15 protein-coding genes are annotated in these 14,856 nt (G+C 41.4%); 13 read left to right on the plus strand and 2 right to left on the minus strand.

Annotated features, from left to right (window positions below):
* The first annotated feature begins 1 nt into the window (after position 1).
* From CHX27_RS14515 to CHX27_RS14545, 7 genes are all read left to right on the plus strand, one after another.
* Positions 2-694, plus strand: a complete 693-nt coding sequence (locus tag CHX27_RS14515) for a rhodanese-like domain-containing protein (RefSeq protein WP_094487479.1) — start codon at positions 2-4, stop codon at positions 692-694.
* A complete protein-coding gene (locus CHX27_RS14520; protein WP_094487480.1) occupies positions 691-1,362 on the plus strand; it encodes a DUF2461 domain-containing protein in 672 nt (223 codons plus the stop codon). The genes CHX27_RS14515 and CHX27_RS14520 overlap by 4 nt, the downstream gene beginning before the upstream one ends.
* Complete coding sequence (locus tag CHX27_RS14525) at positions 1,362-2,444, plus strand: glycosyltransferase (protein ID WP_094487481.1); 1,083 nt, start codon at positions 1,362-1,364, stop codon at positions 2,442-2,444. The genes CHX27_RS14520 and CHX27_RS14525 overlap by 1 nt, the downstream gene beginning before the upstream one ends.
* Positions 2,419-4,302 (plus strand): asparagine synthase (glutamine-hydrolyzing), encoded by a 1,884-nt coding sequence (gene asnB / locus CHX27_RS14530; protein ID WP_094487482.1) that lies wholly within the window; start codon positions 2,419-2,421, stop codon positions 4,300-4,302. Before CHX27_RS14525 ends, asnB begins: the two co-directional genes overlap by 26 nt.
* Positions 4,299-5,324, plus strand: coding sequence for a UDP-N-acetylmuramate dehydrogenase (gene murB / locus CHX27_RS14535; RefSeq protein ID WP_094487483.1), 1,026 nt, complete (start codon positions 4,299-4,301; stop codon positions 5,322-5,324). Before asnB ends, murB begins: the two co-directional genes overlap by 4 nt.
* A 128-nt stretch (positions 5,325-5,452) precedes the next feature.
* Positions 5,453-6,559: a glycosyltransferase gene (locus CHX27_RS14540; RefSeq protein WP_094487484.1), complete on the plus strand. Its 1,107-nt coding sequence runs from the start codon at positions 5,453-5,455 to the stop codon at positions 6,557-6,559.
* Positions 6,550-7,104 carry an RNA polymerase sigma factor gene (locus CHX27_RS14545; protein WP_094487485.1) on the plus strand — a complete coding sequence of 185 codons (555 nt, stop codon included), beginning with the start codon at positions 6,550-6,552 and terminating at the stop codon, positions 7,102-7,104. Before CHX27_RS14540 ends, CHX27_RS14545 begins: the two co-directional genes overlap by 10 nt.
* A gap of 108 nt (positions 7,105-7,212) precedes the next feature.
* On the opposite strand, the gene CHX27_RS14550 is transcribed toward CHX27_RS14545, so the two are convergent.
* The gene (locus CHX27_RS14550; RefSeq protein ID WP_094487486.1) at positions 7,213-7,422 is read right to left on the minus strand and encodes a zinc ribbon domain-containing protein YjdM; all 210 of its coding nucleotides are present in this window, start codon (positions 7,420-7,422) and stop codon (positions 7,213-7,215) included.
* 129 nt (positions 7,423-7,551) lie between these two features.
* Between CHX27_RS14550 and CHX27_RS14555 the strand changes: the two genes are divergently transcribed.
* From CHX27_RS14555 to CHX27_RS14570, 4 genes are all read left to right on the plus strand, one after another.
* Positions 7,552-8,313 carry a TerC family protein gene (locus tag CHX27_RS14555; protein ID WP_094487487.1) on the plus strand — a complete coding sequence of 254 codons (762 nt, stop codon included), beginning with the start codon at positions 7,552-7,554 and terminating at the stop codon, positions 8,311-8,313.
* 200 nt (positions 8,314-8,513) lie between these two features.
* Positions 8,514-9,386 carry a lipoyl synthase gene (gene lipA, locus CHX27_RS14560; RefSeq protein ID WP_094487488.1) on the plus strand — a complete coding sequence of 291 codons (873 nt, stop codon included), beginning with the start codon at positions 8,514-8,516 and terminating at the stop codon, positions 9,384-9,386.
* Complete coding sequence (gene gap, locus CHX27_RS14565) at positions 9,387-10,388, plus strand: type I glyceraldehyde-3-phosphate dehydrogenase (RefSeq protein WP_094487489.1); 1,002 nt, start codon at positions 9,387-9,389, stop codon at positions 10,386-10,388.
* 29 nt (positions 10,389-10,417) lie between these two features.
* On the plus strand, positions 10,418-11,893 hold the full coding sequence (locus CHX27_RS14570; RefSeq protein WP_094487490.1) for an ATP-binding protein: 1,476 nt from the start codon (positions 10,418-10,420) through the stop codon (positions 11,891-11,893).
* Here CHX27_RS14570 and lpxK read toward each other — a convergent pair.
* Positions 11,871-12,941 (minus strand): tetraacyldisaccharide 4'-kinase, encoded by a 1,071-nt coding sequence (lpxK, locus tag CHX27_RS14575; protein ID WP_243389022.1) that lies wholly within the window; start codon positions 12,939-12,941, stop codon positions 11,871-11,873. The two genes, CHX27_RS14570 and lpxK, sit on opposite strands and share 23 nt — an antisense overlap.
* 30 nt (positions 12,942-12,971) lie before the next feature.
* Here lpxK and CHX27_RS14580 point away from each other — a divergent pair, with 30 nt between their 5' ends.
* Together CHX27_RS14580 and CHX27_RS14585 are read left to right on the plus strand one after the other, a co-directional pair.
* A complete protein-coding gene (locus CHX27_RS14580; RefSeq protein WP_094487492.1) occupies positions 12,972-14,066 on the plus strand; it encodes a Nif3-like dinuclear metal center hexameric protein in 1,095 nt (364 codons plus the stop codon).
* A 3-nt stretch (positions 14,067-14,069) separates the two neighbouring features.
* Positions 14,070-14,849, plus strand: coding sequence for a zinc ribbon domain-containing protein (locus tag CHX27_RS14585; RefSeq protein WP_094487493.1), 780 nt, complete (start codon positions 14,070-14,072; stop codon positions 14,847-14,849).
* Positions 14,850-14,856 lie beyond the last annotated feature (7 nt).

The raw sequence follows: 14,856 nt of genomic DNA on the forward strand, positions 1-14,856 counted from the left end.
TATGAGAATACTTCATCTAATTTCATATGCTATTTTACTGTTTATCGGTTCCGCGTGTCAAGGACAACCAACCGATTTCAAACAAGTAGATGTGACTGAATTCCAAAAACTTGCGCTACAAAAAGACGCGCAACTATTGGACGTGCGTACTCCGGGAGAATTCAAAAACGGAACGATTTCCAAATCAAAAAATATCGATTGGAACGGTGACAATTTCAATACAGAAGTACAACAACTCGACAAAGAAAAACCTGTTTTAGTTTTTTGTTTGAGTGGTGGAAGAAGCAAAAAAGCAGCAGCGGCTTTGGTGGCAAGTGGCTTTAAGAACGTTTACGAACTTAAGGGAGGTTACAGTGCGTATCAAAACCAAGCACAATTACCCATTCCAGAAAATCAAAAAGGAATGTCTTTAAGCGATTTTAAAGCAAAATTACGCGCGCAAAAAAAGACTTTGGTTGTATTTTCGGCCTCATGGTGCGCACCTTGCATTAAAATGAAACCCGAAGTGGAAGCTTTTGAAAAAGCGCATCCAGAAGTACAAGTGTTGCGATTAGACGTAGAAGCAAATAAAATGCTTGCCAGAGAATTTAACGTAACCACACTTCCGTACGTGCAATTTTATGAGGCTGGCGAACAAAAGTGGGCAGAAATAGGTTCATTTACAACAGCTCAATTTGAAGAAAAAACAAAATGATACAGCAAGAAGCGATAGCATTTTTAAAGGATCTGGCCGAAAACAACAACCGCGATTGGTTTCAAAGTAAGCAAGATAGCTACCAAAAATATCGAAAACACTATTTGGAATTGGCACAAGAATTACTGTCAGGCGTCCAAGAATTCGATTTAGGAATGGCCGATGTAGAAGCTAAAAAAGTGGTTTTTCGCATCAATCGCGACATTCGATTCTCCAAAGATAAATCGCCTTACAAAACACATATGGGCTTTTGGATTTCGCCCGCGCATGCCAACAATCCGAAAGCCGGGTATTATTTACACGTTGATCCCAAAGGAAGTTTCCTTGCCGGCGGAATTTACATGCCTGAGGCTAAAGATTTAAAGAAAATCCGCACAGAAATAGCTTTCTTCTACGACGATTTACAAGAAATACTTTCGGAAAAGAAATTTAAGACTGCCTTTGACGATTTACAACGCGACGAGCACACATTAAAAACAGCTCCAAAAGATTTTGAAAAAGACCATCCTGCCATCAAACACTTGCAATTAAAGAGTTTTATCGTACAGCGCGATATTCCGTTCGACGATTTATTTAAGAGCAATTTCATTTCTGATGTTGTCGCGAATTTCAAAATAATAAAACCTTTAAACGACTTTTTAAATCGCGCTTTCGACGTTGCCGACTAATGAAAAGAAAGATTTTATTTTTAGGTGAAGTGTACCGTGCCGACGCACAAACTTGGATGCGCGGGCTCGAAACCTATGGTGATTTTGAATTCGTAACTTGGGAATTAGGACAAGGAGGTTACAGTTTTAAGGATCGCACAAAACGGATTTTTGAGTATTTATTTTGTTTGCCGAAAATCCGACGTATTGTTCGAGAAGAACGACCAGATATGGTAATTGCAGAGCGAACAACCAGTTACGGATTTCTAGCTGCACTTTCGCAAGTAAAACCCTGCGTGATTGCTCAACAAGGACGAACCGACCTATGGCCTGAAAATTCGATACTTCATCCGTTAAAAAAAGCCATCCAAAGCTACGCTTTCAAAAAAGCGGATTTGATTCATGCTTGGGGTACCGTTATGACGCATTCGATGAAGGCAGCTGGTGTAGATATGAATAAGGTTCTGGTTTTACCGAAAGGTATCGACACCGATCGCTTTTATTTTACGCGTTTTCCCGATTCGGAAGCGAAATTAAAGTGCATCGTTACGCGAAGCTTACTTCCTGAATATCGACACGATTTAGTGTTAAAGGCGTTTGGAATAGTAAAGCAAAGAAATGTTGATTTTCAACTAACTATAATTGGTGATGGTGCGCAGAAAGAACAATTGGAAACCCTTGCTCGCGAGCTAAACATTAGCGAAGAGGTTGTTTTCACAGGCCGCATTCCCAATACAGCATTACCGAAATTATTATCAGAACACCCTATTTATGTTTCAATGCCGGAAACCGAGGGCGTTTCAGCCTCGCTTTTTGAGGCCATGGCTGCGGGTTGTTTTCCAGTGGTTAGCGATATTCTTGGAAATCAGTCTTTTATTGCTAATTTAGTAAACGGATTGCTCGTTTCTGCATCCCCACAGAAACTAGCAGATTCGCTATTATGGATCGGCGAAAACAGAGATAAAATCGTTGAAGCCACACAAAAAAATAGAGAATTTGTAGTCCAAAATGCGAATTATCACGTAAATATGAAGATAATCGCAGCGCGCTATCACAAACTAATCGACCAAAAACAACATGTGTGGAATAACCGGAATATTTAAAATTAAAGATAACCTCTTTACAGAAAGAGCGCTTCTTGAAAAAATGACGCTGACATTGGAGCATCGCGGTCCGGACGTCTACGGTTATTACACCGCTTCGAATTGCGGATTAGGTCACCGACGCTTATCCATACTCGACCTATCATCGGCGGCGCATCAACCATTTACATCCGCAAATGGGCGTTTTGTAATAACATATAATGGTGAAATCTACAATTTCAAAGAATTAGCCAACGAGCTTCGCGCCGACGGTTTTCAGCTAAAATCAAATTCGGAAACTGAAGTTTTAGTTGAATGCTACAGCAAATATGGAACTGCCATTTTACCTCGCTTACGCGGAATGTTTGCTTTTGCCGTTTACGATACGCAAGAGCGCAGCCTCACGCTTGTTCGCGACCGCATGGGTGTGAAACCACTCTATTATACATCGCACGGAAATTCGTATCTATTTGCAAGTGAACAAAAAGCGTTATTTAGTGCCGATATTCCGATTGTTCTAGCTACCGAAAGTATCAAAGAGTACTTCTTTAACCGGTTTGCCACTGGTACGAATACCCTTTTTGCGAACATCAAAAAAGTGTTACCCGGTCATTTTATAAAAATCAGCGCACAAGGCTACAGTAGCGAAACTCGATGGTGGAATTTGGGTGAAGAAATTGCAAAGTCGTCTCAAATCAATGACCCAGTAGCGTGGTTTACAGAAACTTTCGACGAATCGGTGGCATTACGTATGGTTAGCGACGTTCCTGTTGGATTAATGCTTAGCGGCGGACTCGATTCGACAGCAGTAGCGGCTTCCTTGTTTCAACAACATTTTAAAAACATCAATACCTTTAATGTTGCTTTCGCAGAAGCCGAACACGACGAATCGCAGTTAGCTCGCAAAGTATCGAACCAGTTTGGTTTCAAACACCATGAGTTGGAAATTAATGGCAGCGATTTTTACGGCAATTTATTGCAATCCATTTATTTACAAGACGAACCGCTTACGCATTTGAGCGAACCGCATTTGCTAGCTTTAGCTGGTTTGGCGAAATCGAATGTGAAAGTATTGCTTTCGGGTGAAGGTGCCGACGAATTGTTTGGCGGTTATGTGCGCTACAAACCACTCGCCTATCCAAATTTAATTCATGCGGCTCGAGTAAGCTGTGCCTTAGAATTTTTCCGAAGTTCTAAAAGATGGGATAAACTTTACCGCTATTCGCAAATAAGCTCGAATGATGCTCGCGTTATCTATAACGGCAGTAACTTATACCCGAACGATTTAAAAAAGCAGTACAATTTGGCTTCCGAGCCTGAAAACGCTTATCGTTATCAAATTTTGGCGGAAGCGAAACAATTGTATCCCAATAATTTACAAAGACAGGCGTTGTACTTTGATCAGCATACGTACCTGGCATCGTTGCTTGATCGAAACGACCGCTGTACCATGGGAGCATCGATTGAATGTCGAGAGCCTTTTCTGGATCACAAACTGATTATCGGCGCAGGAAAATTAGCCGATCGTTGGCTGTTTACTGGAAAAAAAGGCAAGTATGTACAGAAACAATCATTGATGAAACGCTTGCCAAAAGAAGTAACCGATTTCAGAAAAGTTGGCTTAAGTGCACCCTACGCCAAGTATTTAACCCAAATAGACATCTTGCGAAACGACGTTGAAGAGTTGCGAAAAAGTCCGATTTTCGAGCTGCCTTACTTCAAAAATATTGACAAGAACCGTTTAGTAAATGAGTTTTTCAAAAATCCGAACCAATATACAGCTGTAATAACGCCTTTATTGGTTTTTCACTTGTGGTATAAAATCTATAACGCGAAATTTGGCAGCATAATTACCGACGCACCAATTGAATTTATATGACGCCCGACAAAAACGTATCGCTAAAGCCATTCAACACCTTTGGAATTGATGTTATCGCTAAAGAAGTTTATACTGCAAACAGTTTAACTGATTTGGTCGCTATTGTGGAAGAATTAAAAGACAGTAACTACTTCGTTTTAAACGGAGGCAGTAATATATTGTTGAGTCGCGATATTGAAATTCCGGTAGTGCGAATTAATTTTCCAGGAATTGAAGTTCTTGATGAAGACGACGACTTTGTTTGGATAAAAGCTCAAGCCGGACAAAATTGGCACGAATTGGTGGTGTATAGTTTAAAACATGGCTACGGCGGATTAGAGAATTTATCGCTCATTCCCGGAAACACGGGAACGGCACCGATGCAAAACATTGGTGCCTACGGCGTAGAAATCAAAGACGTAATGGTGTATTGCGAAGCTTTGCACCGAAAAACAGCAGAATTTAAAACTTTCCGTACCGACGATTGCCAATTTGCGTATCGCGAAAGCATTTTCAAAGGAGCGCTAAAAGGTATGTACATCATTACCGCAGTTGTATTCAAACTCACAAAACGAAACCACCAGTTACATTTGAATTACGGCGATATCTTGCAAGAATTGGAAATTGCCGGCATCAGCGAACCTACGCCGATCGATGTAAGTCGTGCGGTGATTAAAATTAGACAATCGAAACTTCCCGATCCAAAAGTAATGGGCAACAGCGGTAGTTTTTTCAAAAATCCGATTATCAGTGCCGATAAATTTGCGGAAGTACTGGCCAAACATCCCGATATTAAATATTACTTACTCGAAGATGGAACAGTAAAAGTACCTGCGGGATATCTGATCGAAAAGTCTGGTTACAAAGGATTTCGTCGCGGCGACGCAGGAGTACATGAAAAACAAGCGTTGGTACTTGTAAATTACGGTTCGGCAAGCGGACCTGAATTGTACCAATTAGCTTTGGAAGTCAAACAAGTGGTTTTCGAAACGTTTGATATAACCATTGAACCTGAGGTAAATTTAGTTCCTGAATCGGTTTAAAGTAAACAATACTGGATTTATTCGGTTTACGTTGTTTTACTCGATAAGTAGCCGACTGAAATTTTACAAAATTTTTTAATCGACAGCAGCTTTGTACCTTTGCCGCCGACAAAACTGAACAGCTAGCTATGTATGCCATTTTACTTTGTGTTTTTGCCGTTGTGGTTGTGCTGCAACTCCTTTATTATTGGGCTGTTTTTGCGAAATTTAGCTTTAAACCCGTTCGCAGTGGTACGCCAAAAAAAATTGGTGTTTCGGTTTTAGTTTGCGCTAAGAATGAAGAGAAAAACGTAGAGCGACTCATTCCACTTTTAGCTGCGCAAGAGTATCACGACTTTGAAATTGTTTTGATTGACGATGCTTCTAGCGATGATACTTTAGAGGTCTTTGAACGGTTTCAGGCGCAATACCCCATGATTAAAATCGTTAAAGTAGTTAATAACGAAGCTTTTTGGGGCAACAAGAAATTTGCACTGACATTAGGCATTAAAGCAGCCACAAAAGAATATTTACTTTTTATTGATGCCGATTGCGTTCCGGCGTCAAATCAGTGGTTAAAGGAAATGGCCGGACAGTTTACCATGCAAAAAACCATTGTTTTAGGCTATGGAAAATACCGAAAAATACCCAATTCATTTTTGAATAAACTGATTCGATACGAAACCTTGTTAGCTGCCGTTCAATATTTTGGATGGACGTTAGCCGGAAAACCGTACATGGGAGTTGGCCGAAATTTAGCCTATAAGCGCGAGGAGTTCTTCAAAGTAGATGGATTTAGAGATCATTTAAAATTGCGTTCGGGCGACGACGATTTATTTGTGAATCAAGTAGCCACCAAGAAAAATACGACCTATGCCGACGCACCACATGCGTTTACCATTAGTGAACCAAAGACAAGTTTTAGAACTTGGTTCCGCCAAAAGCGCAGACATTCGACTACTGCGAACTACTATAAGGCCTTTGATCGCTTGCAGTTATCTATTTTTTATGCTACGCAACTAGCGTTTCCTGTTTTGGCAACCGTTTTGCTTATTGCCCAATTTGAATGGATTATTGTAGTTTCACTTATTGGTTTGCGGTATTTATCAACCTGGTTGTGCCTAGGTTTCACGGCCGGAAAACTACAGGAAAAAGATACGATGTATTTTTATCCCATTCTTGAAATAGCGTTGGTTTTCACACAATTGTGTATCTTCATTGCCAATACGTTTTCAAAACCAGTTCAGTGGAAATAAATCAGTACATACAATTAGCTATTGCAGGCGATCAAACGGCTTTTACGCACTTGCTCGACAGGTACTGGAATGAAGTTTATGGCTTTATGCTGAAACGAACTGAAAACGAAACGGATGCAGAAGATATTACTATTGAAACATTTGCTAAAGCGTTCGATAAGCTAAAAACCTACAATCCCGAGTTTAAGTTCAATACCTGGCTGATTGCCATCGCCAAGAATGTACACATTGACCTGATTCGCAAGCGAAAAGCTTTGCATGAAATTCACAATTTAGGCGATGAAGAATTGGCGTATGGCGTTATCGACGATACACCATCTGCGGAAGATGTGCTCATTACAGAGCAAAATTTATCGAACTTGCTTCGACAAATCAAGCAGCTCAAACCACATTACCAGCAAGTAATTCAAATGCGGTACTTCCAGGAATTGTCGTATCAAGAAATTGCGAACAAAACCAATGAACCGCTCAATAACGTGAAAATTAAATTGCTTCGCGCGAAGAAATTACTGGCGGAAATCATTGCCAACGAAGGCGAATATTAGCCAAGAAATTGAGTTGAAACGACTGTGCTGAAGCAGATTTACCGAATGCGTTTTCTGGTAATCGATTTTTGATTTCAAAGATTTAAACTATTGAGTAAGCGGATTGCATTAGGCTTTTTTCACAAACTCAGTTCGTAAAACCATAGCAACTTTATTTACCCGGCAATCGATTTCCGCAGGGTCATCGGTTAAGCGAATGTTTTTAACAACTGTTCCGCGTTTTATGACTGCCGAACTACCTTTCACTTTTAAATCTTTAATAACGGTTACGGTATCTCCGTCTTGTAGCAATGTGCCGTTGGTATCTTTTACTTCCATGGTTTCGAATTAAATTTGCTGCTATTTTAAGCGGCCAAAGGTAACAGAATAAAATTTGTTAAAGTACCCTAAACAAGATACAACAAAGCTTAAACAGCAACTAAATTTGCGCACAAACTAACAGAACTTATGGAATACGAGTTACTTATTTCGTTACTCAGCTTAATTGCCTTAGAGGTTGTTCTAGGAATAGACAACGTAATCTTTATCAGTATTTTAGCCAACAGATTACCTGCTAGCGAACAGAAAAAAGCACGCCGATTGGGATTAATTCTTGCCGGAATTTTGCGAATTGGTTTACTGCTGATTATTGGCATTATTCTCAAACTCGAAGAACCTTTGTTTCATGTTTTTGAAAAAGGATTTTCGGGTAAAGACCTGATTTTAGTGGCGGGAGGTTTGTTTTTGTTGTACAAGAGCGCAACTGAAATTCACCATAAAATGGAAGGTGTTAGTGGCGATCAAACCGTAAAAACAGCGGCGGTAACCTTTGGAAAAGTGCTGGTTCAGATTTTAATAATGGACATGGTTTTCTCGATTGATTCGATTATAACAGCTATAGGAATGGTTCGCGAAGTGTGGGTTATGTATGTTGCGGTGATTGTAACAGTTGCCATAATGATGTTTGCTGCCGAACCTATCAGTAATTTCGTAAACAAGCATCCGGCGTTTAAAATGCTGGCGTTGGCCTTTCTTTTGTTGATCGGATTTTCGCTTGTAGCGGAAGGTTGCGGTGTGGAAATTCCGAAGGGATATATCTATTTTGCCATGGCGTTTTCGCTTTTGGTTGACGTGTTGCAAATGCGTATGCACGGTGGTGCTAAGCCCGTTGAGATTCGGGAACACTACGACAAGAAGGAAGCGGAAGAATCGGATAAGACTGTGTTGTAACGCTTTTGCGGCCCCGATTGCAACGGAAAGCGCGCAAAAAGCAATTTGCTGCGTGAACCGAAGCAAAACGGCGACCGCAGGAAGCCCGTTGTGCGCCGAGTGAACGCGCATATTGCTTTGCGTACTTGAAGTGAAAAGCGGGAATTGCCGCCCACAAAAAACAAGATTTTAAACGTATCTTTACCTCGTAATTTGAAACTATGGAGACGGTTTTAGAACAACAAAACACTACGCAAGCCAAGCCAAAATGGCTAAAGGTGAAACTGCCGATCGGGAAAAAATACACCGAATTACGCGGTTTGGTAGATCAATATAAATTAAACACGATTTGCACCTCGGGAAGTTGCCCGAATATGGGCGAATGTTGGGGAGAAGGAACGGCAACGTTTATGATTCTCGGCAATATTTGTACGCGCTCGTGTGGTTTTTGTGGCGTAAAAACAGGCCGACCCGAGACCGTTGATTGGGAAGAACCTGAAAAAGTTGCGCGTTCCATTAAAATCATGAATATCAAACACGCAGTTATAACTAGCGTAGATCGCGACGACTTGAAGGACGGTGGATCGATCATTTGGGAAGAAACGGTGGCTGCCATCCGACGTATGAGTCCGGGAACCACTTTAGAAACGCTTATCCCCGATTTTCAAGGAAACGAGCGACAGCTTGACCGCATTGTTGCAGCCAATCCAGAAGTGGTATCGCACAATATGGAAACGGTACGCCGACTAACACGTGAAGTACGTATTCAGGCGAAATACGATCGTTCGTTAGCCGTTTTAAAATATTTGAAAGCCAACGGAATTAACCGAACAAAAAGCGGAATTATGCTTGGTTTGGGAGAAACTGAGGCGGAAGTTATGGAAACCATGCGCGATTTACGTGCCAACGATGTTGACGTAGTAACGATTGGCCAATACTTGCAGCCGAGTAAAAAACACCTGCCTGTGAAAGAATTTATCACACCTGAGCAGTTTAAGAAATACGAAGAATACGGCTACAGCTTAGGATTTAGACACGTTGAAAGCGGTGCCTTGGTTCGCTCGTCGTATAAAGCACAAAAGCACATTTTATAAGTGGCAAAAATTAGAGTTGGCATTAACGGTTTTGGCCGTATTGGTCGCACTGTATTGCGTTTACTGGCGCGAGAAACCGACATTGAAGTAGTTGCTATAAACGACGTTGCCGACAAAAGTACGATGCTTCATTTGTTGAAATACGACAGTATTCACGGTATTTTATCGGATGAAATTGTTAGTACTGAAGAAGGTTTTAAACTTAATGAGCATCAGATTAGTTATTCGCAACACGGCAATCCGGCCGATATTGCTTGGGATCGGCACTCGGTGGATTACGTTATTGAAAGTTCTGGAAAGTTTAAAACCGTAGACGAGCTTTCGCAACATTTGAAAACGGGTGTACAGAAGGTTGTTTTAGCTGCACCATCGGAAACAGAAGCTATCAAAATGGTGGTTTTAGGTGTGAATGAAGCGGTTTTAGACGGCAGTGAAAAACTGATTTCTAATGCGAGTTGTACGACGAATAACGCGGCACCCATGTTGAAAATTATCGACGAGTTGTGTGGCATTGAGCAGGCGTACATTACCACGGTTCACTCCTACACTACCGATCAGAGTTTGCATGATCAACCACATAAAGATTTGCGTAGAGCGCGAGCTGCATCGCAATCGATTGTTCCGACGACAACGGGAGCAGCAAAAGCTTTGACACGTATTTTTCCAAATTTATCGAATAAAATGGGCGGAGGCGGTATTCGCGTTCCGGTTCCCGACGGTTCGTTAACGGATATTACTTGCTATGTGAGTCGGGAAACTAGTGTTTCAGAAATTAATGCAGCGTTCCGATTCGCAGCCGAAAACAGGTATCAGGGAATTCTTGCTTACACCGAAGATCCAATTGTTTCGGTAGATATTTTGGGAAACCGAAATTCGTGTTTATTTGATGCGCAACTAACCTCGGTCATCGATCGAATGGTCAAAATTGTTGGTTGGTACGATAACGAAACCGGTTATTCGTCGAGAATAATTGACCTTTTGCGGCACATAGCCAAAAAATAATGCTACTTTTGAACAGTAACTTATAAATTTTGCAAGGTTTTCTCAGACATAAATCTTTAGTTCTCGTAGTTGCACTATTGCTGTGTAACGGCTACTTGTTTGCTATCCAGTCTAGCTTTTCTGTGAAGCCTATTTTATTCTCATCATTAAACGAACCGACAAAAGAACAGGGTATTAATGCCAATATCAAGGCCGACGTTTCTTTAGATCACGCGGGAGAGCGATTTTCTAAGTTAATAAACATCTTGAGCTTTTCATCGGTTGCGATTTTGTCGTTGCTTTGTATGTCGTTGTACCGAAATAATCGCATTCGAAAGCAAAGTAATAAAGCACTGAAAGAGAAAAACCAAGAACTGCAAATCGCTAAAGAGCGCGCAGAAAAAGCCTCGGCAGTTCGATCTGAGTTTTTATCGACAGTTAGTCATGAGCTGCGAACGCCTTTGCACGCCATCACTGGATTAACACACTTGCTATTATCTGAAAAACCGGAAGCACATCAACTAGAGTATTTGAATTCGTTGAAATTCAGCGCCAATCACCTGCTGAATTACATAAATGAAATTCTCGAAATCACACGAATTGAATCGAATACCTTAGAGTTGGACGAAAACTATTTCGATTTTCGCATATTGCTGTCAGACTTGGTAAACTCTATTCAAGAGCTCGCCAAAGAGCACAAAAACGAATTAATTTTAGACATTGACGATCGAATTCCTACACGGACTTTTGGCGATCGGATTAAGCTGTCGCAAGTGCTATTGAATTTGCTCAATAACTCTTTGAAGTTTACCTCTAACGGGAGCGTCAAACTACATGCGCGTGTTGGCGCGTTTGATAAAGATTGGGTATCGATAGAATTCATCATCAGTGATACGGGAATTGGAATTCCTAAAGATAAGATCGAGACTGTATTTGAGAGCTTTAAGCAAGGGAGTAACGAAATTAATCGCAAGTACGGCGGAACCGGTTTGGGCTTGGCCATTGTTAAACGCATTTTAAGCGTTATGGGTTCTAAAATTAAGGTAGAAAGTGAAATGGGAAAAGGAAGTACCTTTAGTTTTACTTGCTATTTTAAATACGAAGAGCAAGCAAGCGTACAAATACCCGAAAAAGTTGTAGATGAAAGTGTGCTCATGGAAAAGAAAGTGCTTTTAGTTGAAGACAATAAAATCAACCAAATGATCACCAAGCGCATGCTGGAAAAGAAATCGATTTTATGCGAAATTGTCGAAACCGGCGAAGATGCAGTTTCTATACTAAAAGAGCGCAAATTTGATTTGGTTTTGATGGATGTTCACTTACCTGGAATGAATGGAACCACGGCTACCGAACAAATCAGAAATTTCGATTCCACCACGCCAATAATTGCTTTAACGGCAATTTCTTTATTGGAAAATCGAGATATGCTCATGGGATATGGAATGTCGGAAGTGATTACAAAACCATTTGAACCGACTACGTTTTACAAAACGATCGCCCAGTTTATGAACGTTTCCGTAGAATAGCGGCACATTTTGTGAACTTGCGCTCGAACGCCGCTAAAAAATTTGCCTCGTCGACGAACTGCACTTGAATAGGTAAATAACACAAACCCGGCTTTTCCCAAACCGATTTTACCCGAACATAATCTTTCTCGGTCGTTACAACCAGATCGGCACTTTTTTGAATCATCGCCCGTTCCGACTCCGTCAAATCATGGTGATCAGCAAATTCAAACACAGCATCGGTTGGGTTTAAAATCTGAGCTACGAAGGGATTTGGCTGTGCAATCCCTGTAAAAATCGCTTTTTTAAGTTGCGGAAGTTCGGATGTTTTAAGCTGAAAATCGCCTTCCGTTTGCTCGGCATAGCCAACAGTACTGAAAAAAACTTCGGCTTTTGAATAGCGCTTTATTTCAGACACATACGAAGCTAAAACCTGAGCATTTAAATCTGGCGGACATTTGGTAATTACGATCAAATCTGCTCGCTTGGCGCCGCTGCGGTATTCGCGCAAGTTTCCTGTCGGCAGTAAAAAATCGGAAAAAAAAGGTTGCTCAAAAGTGCTCAGTAAAATCTGAACATCCGGCTTTACATAACGGTGTTGAAAAGCATCGTCGAGCAAAATGATTTCAGGTTGGAAAGAACTCCGACTCAACAATTCGATTCCCCGACGCCGATTCGCATCAACGGCCACTTGAATTTGCGGGAATTTTCGATGGTATTGGAAAGGTTCATCACCTAGGTCGGCTACTGTAGAATTGGCCGAAGCGAGCACAAAACCTTGCGATTTCCGTTTGTAACCGCGGCTGAGAACAGCTACACGATGAGATGCACTCAATGTGCGAATTAGATATTCAACATGTGGTGTTTTACCTGTTCCGCCGACCGACAAATTTCCAACGCTGATAACCGGTACATCAAACGTTTTTCCACGCAGCAGCTGAAAATCGAACAGCAAATTGCGTACAGCGGTAATCCAACCGTAAATGACAGCAAAAGGAAAGAGAAGAAACCGAAGAAATTTCATAGGCGTTTGCAGTAACCCACAGCGAATGGTTTCGTTGCTGCGCAAATATCGATACTTTAGCGAAAATTTTAGTGTATGAAAGTAGGTGAAATTTTAAAAGTGCTGGAAAGCCTTGCTCCATTGCGGCGTGCGGAAGATTTCGACAACGTTGGCTTATTATTGGGAAATACCCAGCAAACAGTGACGGGCGTTCTGGTTTGTCACGATGCTTTGGAAGCAGTAGTCGATGAAGCCGTGGCTAAAAACTGCAATTTTATTGTAGCGTTTCACCCCATTATTTTCGGTGGTTTGAAGTCGATTACCGGCAAAAACTACGTGGAACGTGCTGTTTTGAAAATGATCAAAAACGATATTGCACTCTATGCTATTCACACGGCTTTAGACAACGATGCGGCGGGCGTAAGTGCGTACTTGGCCGAAGCCTTGGGTTTGCAAAATTGTCGGTTTCTCGTTCCTAAAAAAGAACAACTCCGACAGTTAACTACTTACGTACCCGAAGCCAATGTTAACCAAGTAAAAGATGCGCTTTTTATGGCGGGGGGTGGCCACATCAGTAACTACAGCGAATGTAGTTTTTCAAACAACGGAACGGGAACGTTTAAACCGGAGGAAGACGCGACGCCCGTTATTGGTGCTGTTGGCAAGCGTTCTGAGGTAAATGAAGTTCGCTTGGAAATGCTGTTTGAAGCCGGACAGGAAGCCGCACTGTTAAACGCATTGAAACAGGCGCATCCGTACGAAGAAGTTGCCTACCAAATTTACAAATTGGAAAACGAAAGTTCGAACGCAGGTTTGGGATTGATAGGCGAATTTGAAAACGAGCTTAGCGAAGCCGATTTTTTACAACTGACGAAAAGTGTTTTGAAAACACCCGTTTTGCGTCACAGTGCTTTCATTAATAAGAAGATAAAGCGCGTGGCAGTACTTGGTGGTTCGGGAAGTTCGGCAATACACGCGGCAAAAAGAGCGAAAGCCGATGCATATATTACGGCCGATTTAAAGTATCACGACTTCTTTAGCGCTGAAAATCAGCTGCTTTTAGTTGACGGTGGACATTACGAAACCGAGCAATTTACAAAATACAAAATCGCTGATTTTCTTAAAGAAAAATTGCCTAATTTTGCAATCATTTTAGCGAATACGAATACTAATCCGGTAAATTACCTGTAATATATGGCTAGCACAAAAGAATTGACTGTAGAAGATAAGTTAAGAGCGATTTACGATTTACAATTAATTGACTCACGAATTGACGAAATCCGCAGCGTGCGTGGTGAATTACCTTTGGAAGTGGAAGATTTAGAAGACGAAGTTGCGGGTTTGAAGTCGCGTACGGAAAAACTTAAATCGGAACTCGATGTTATTGAAGACCAAATTAAAGAGCGCAAAAACGCTATCGAGGAGCACCGTGAAGCAATTAAAAAATACACCAAACAGCAAGAATCAGTTCGCAACAACCGCGAATTTAATTCTTTAGCTAAAGAAATTGAATACCAAGAATTGGAAATTCAATTGGCGGAAAAGCACATTAAAGAAATGCGTGCTTCTATCGAATACAAAAAGCAAGTTGTAGAACAATCGGAAGAGAAACTTTCACAGAAAGTAGAACACTTGAACCACAAGAAATCGGAACTGGAAGCGATCATGAACGAAACTTCGAAAGAAGAAACTGCGCTTCAAGCAAAATCTGAAGAGTTTCGTGCGGCTATCGAACCGCGCTTGCTCGCTGCTTACGACCGCATCAGAAACAGCGTTCGCAACGGTTTAGCGGTAGTTTCTATCGAACGTGGTGCTAGCGCCGGATCGTTCTTTACTATTCCACCACAAACACAAGTGGAAATTGCTGCGCGCAAGAAAATCATCGCCAACGAGCATTCTGGAAGAATCCTTGTAGATGCTGCTTTGGCTAACGAAGAGCGCGAAAAAATTGAAGCCTTGATTGCAAGCTTGTAATAGCAGA

The sequence above is a fragment of the Flavobacterium aurantiibacter genome, assembly GCF_002251775.1.
GTDB classification, from domain to species: Bacteria; Bacteroidota; Bacteroidia; order Flavobacteriales; family Flavobacteriaceae; genus Flavobacterium; species Flavobacterium aurantiibacter.

Bases quoted from the DNA above. Each gene is read 5' to 3' on its own strand.
- CHX27_RS14515 (WP_094487479.1), top strand. From the start codon at position 2: ATGAGAATACTTCATCTAATTTCATATGCTATTTTACTGTTTATCGGT.
- CHX27_RS14520 (WP_094487480.1), top strand. From the start codon at position 691: ATGATACAGCAAGAAGCGATAGCATTTTTAAAGGATCTGGCCGAAAAC.
- CHX27_RS14525 (WP_094487481.1), top strand. From the start codon at position 1,362: ATGAAAAGAAAGATTTTATTTTTAGGTGAAGTGTACCGTGCCGACGCA.
- asnB (WP_094487482.1), top strand. From the start codon at position 2,419: ATGTGTGGAATAACCGGAATATTTAAAATTAAAGATAACCTCTTTACA.
- murB (WP_094487483.1), top strand. From the start codon at position 4,299: ATGACGCCCGACAAAAACGTATCGCTAAAGCCATTCAACACCTTTGGA.
- CHX27_RS14540 (WP_094487484.1), top strand. From the start codon at position 5,453: ATGTATGCCATTTTACTTTGTGTTTTTGCCGTTGTGGTTGTGCTGCAA.
- CHX27_RS14550 (WP_094487486.1), bottom strand. From the start codon at position 7,422: ATGGAAGTAAAAGATACCAACGGCACATTGCTACAAGACGGAGATACC.
- CHX27_RS14555 (WP_094487487.1), top strand. From the start codon at position 7,552: ATGGAATACGAGTTACTTATTTCGTTACTCAGCTTAATTGCCTTAGAG.
- lipA (WP_094487488.1), top strand. From the start codon at position 8,514: ATGGAGACGGTTTTAGAACAACAAAACACTACGCAAGCCAAGCCAAAA.
- CHX27_RS14580 (WP_094487492.1), top strand. From the start codon at position 12,972: ATGAAAGTAGGTGAAATTTTAAAAGTGCTGGAAAGCCTTGCTCCATTG.
- CHX27_RS14585 (WP_094487493.1), top strand. From the start codon at position 14,070: ATGGCTAGCACAAAAGAATTGACTGTAGAAGATAAGTTAAGAGCGATT.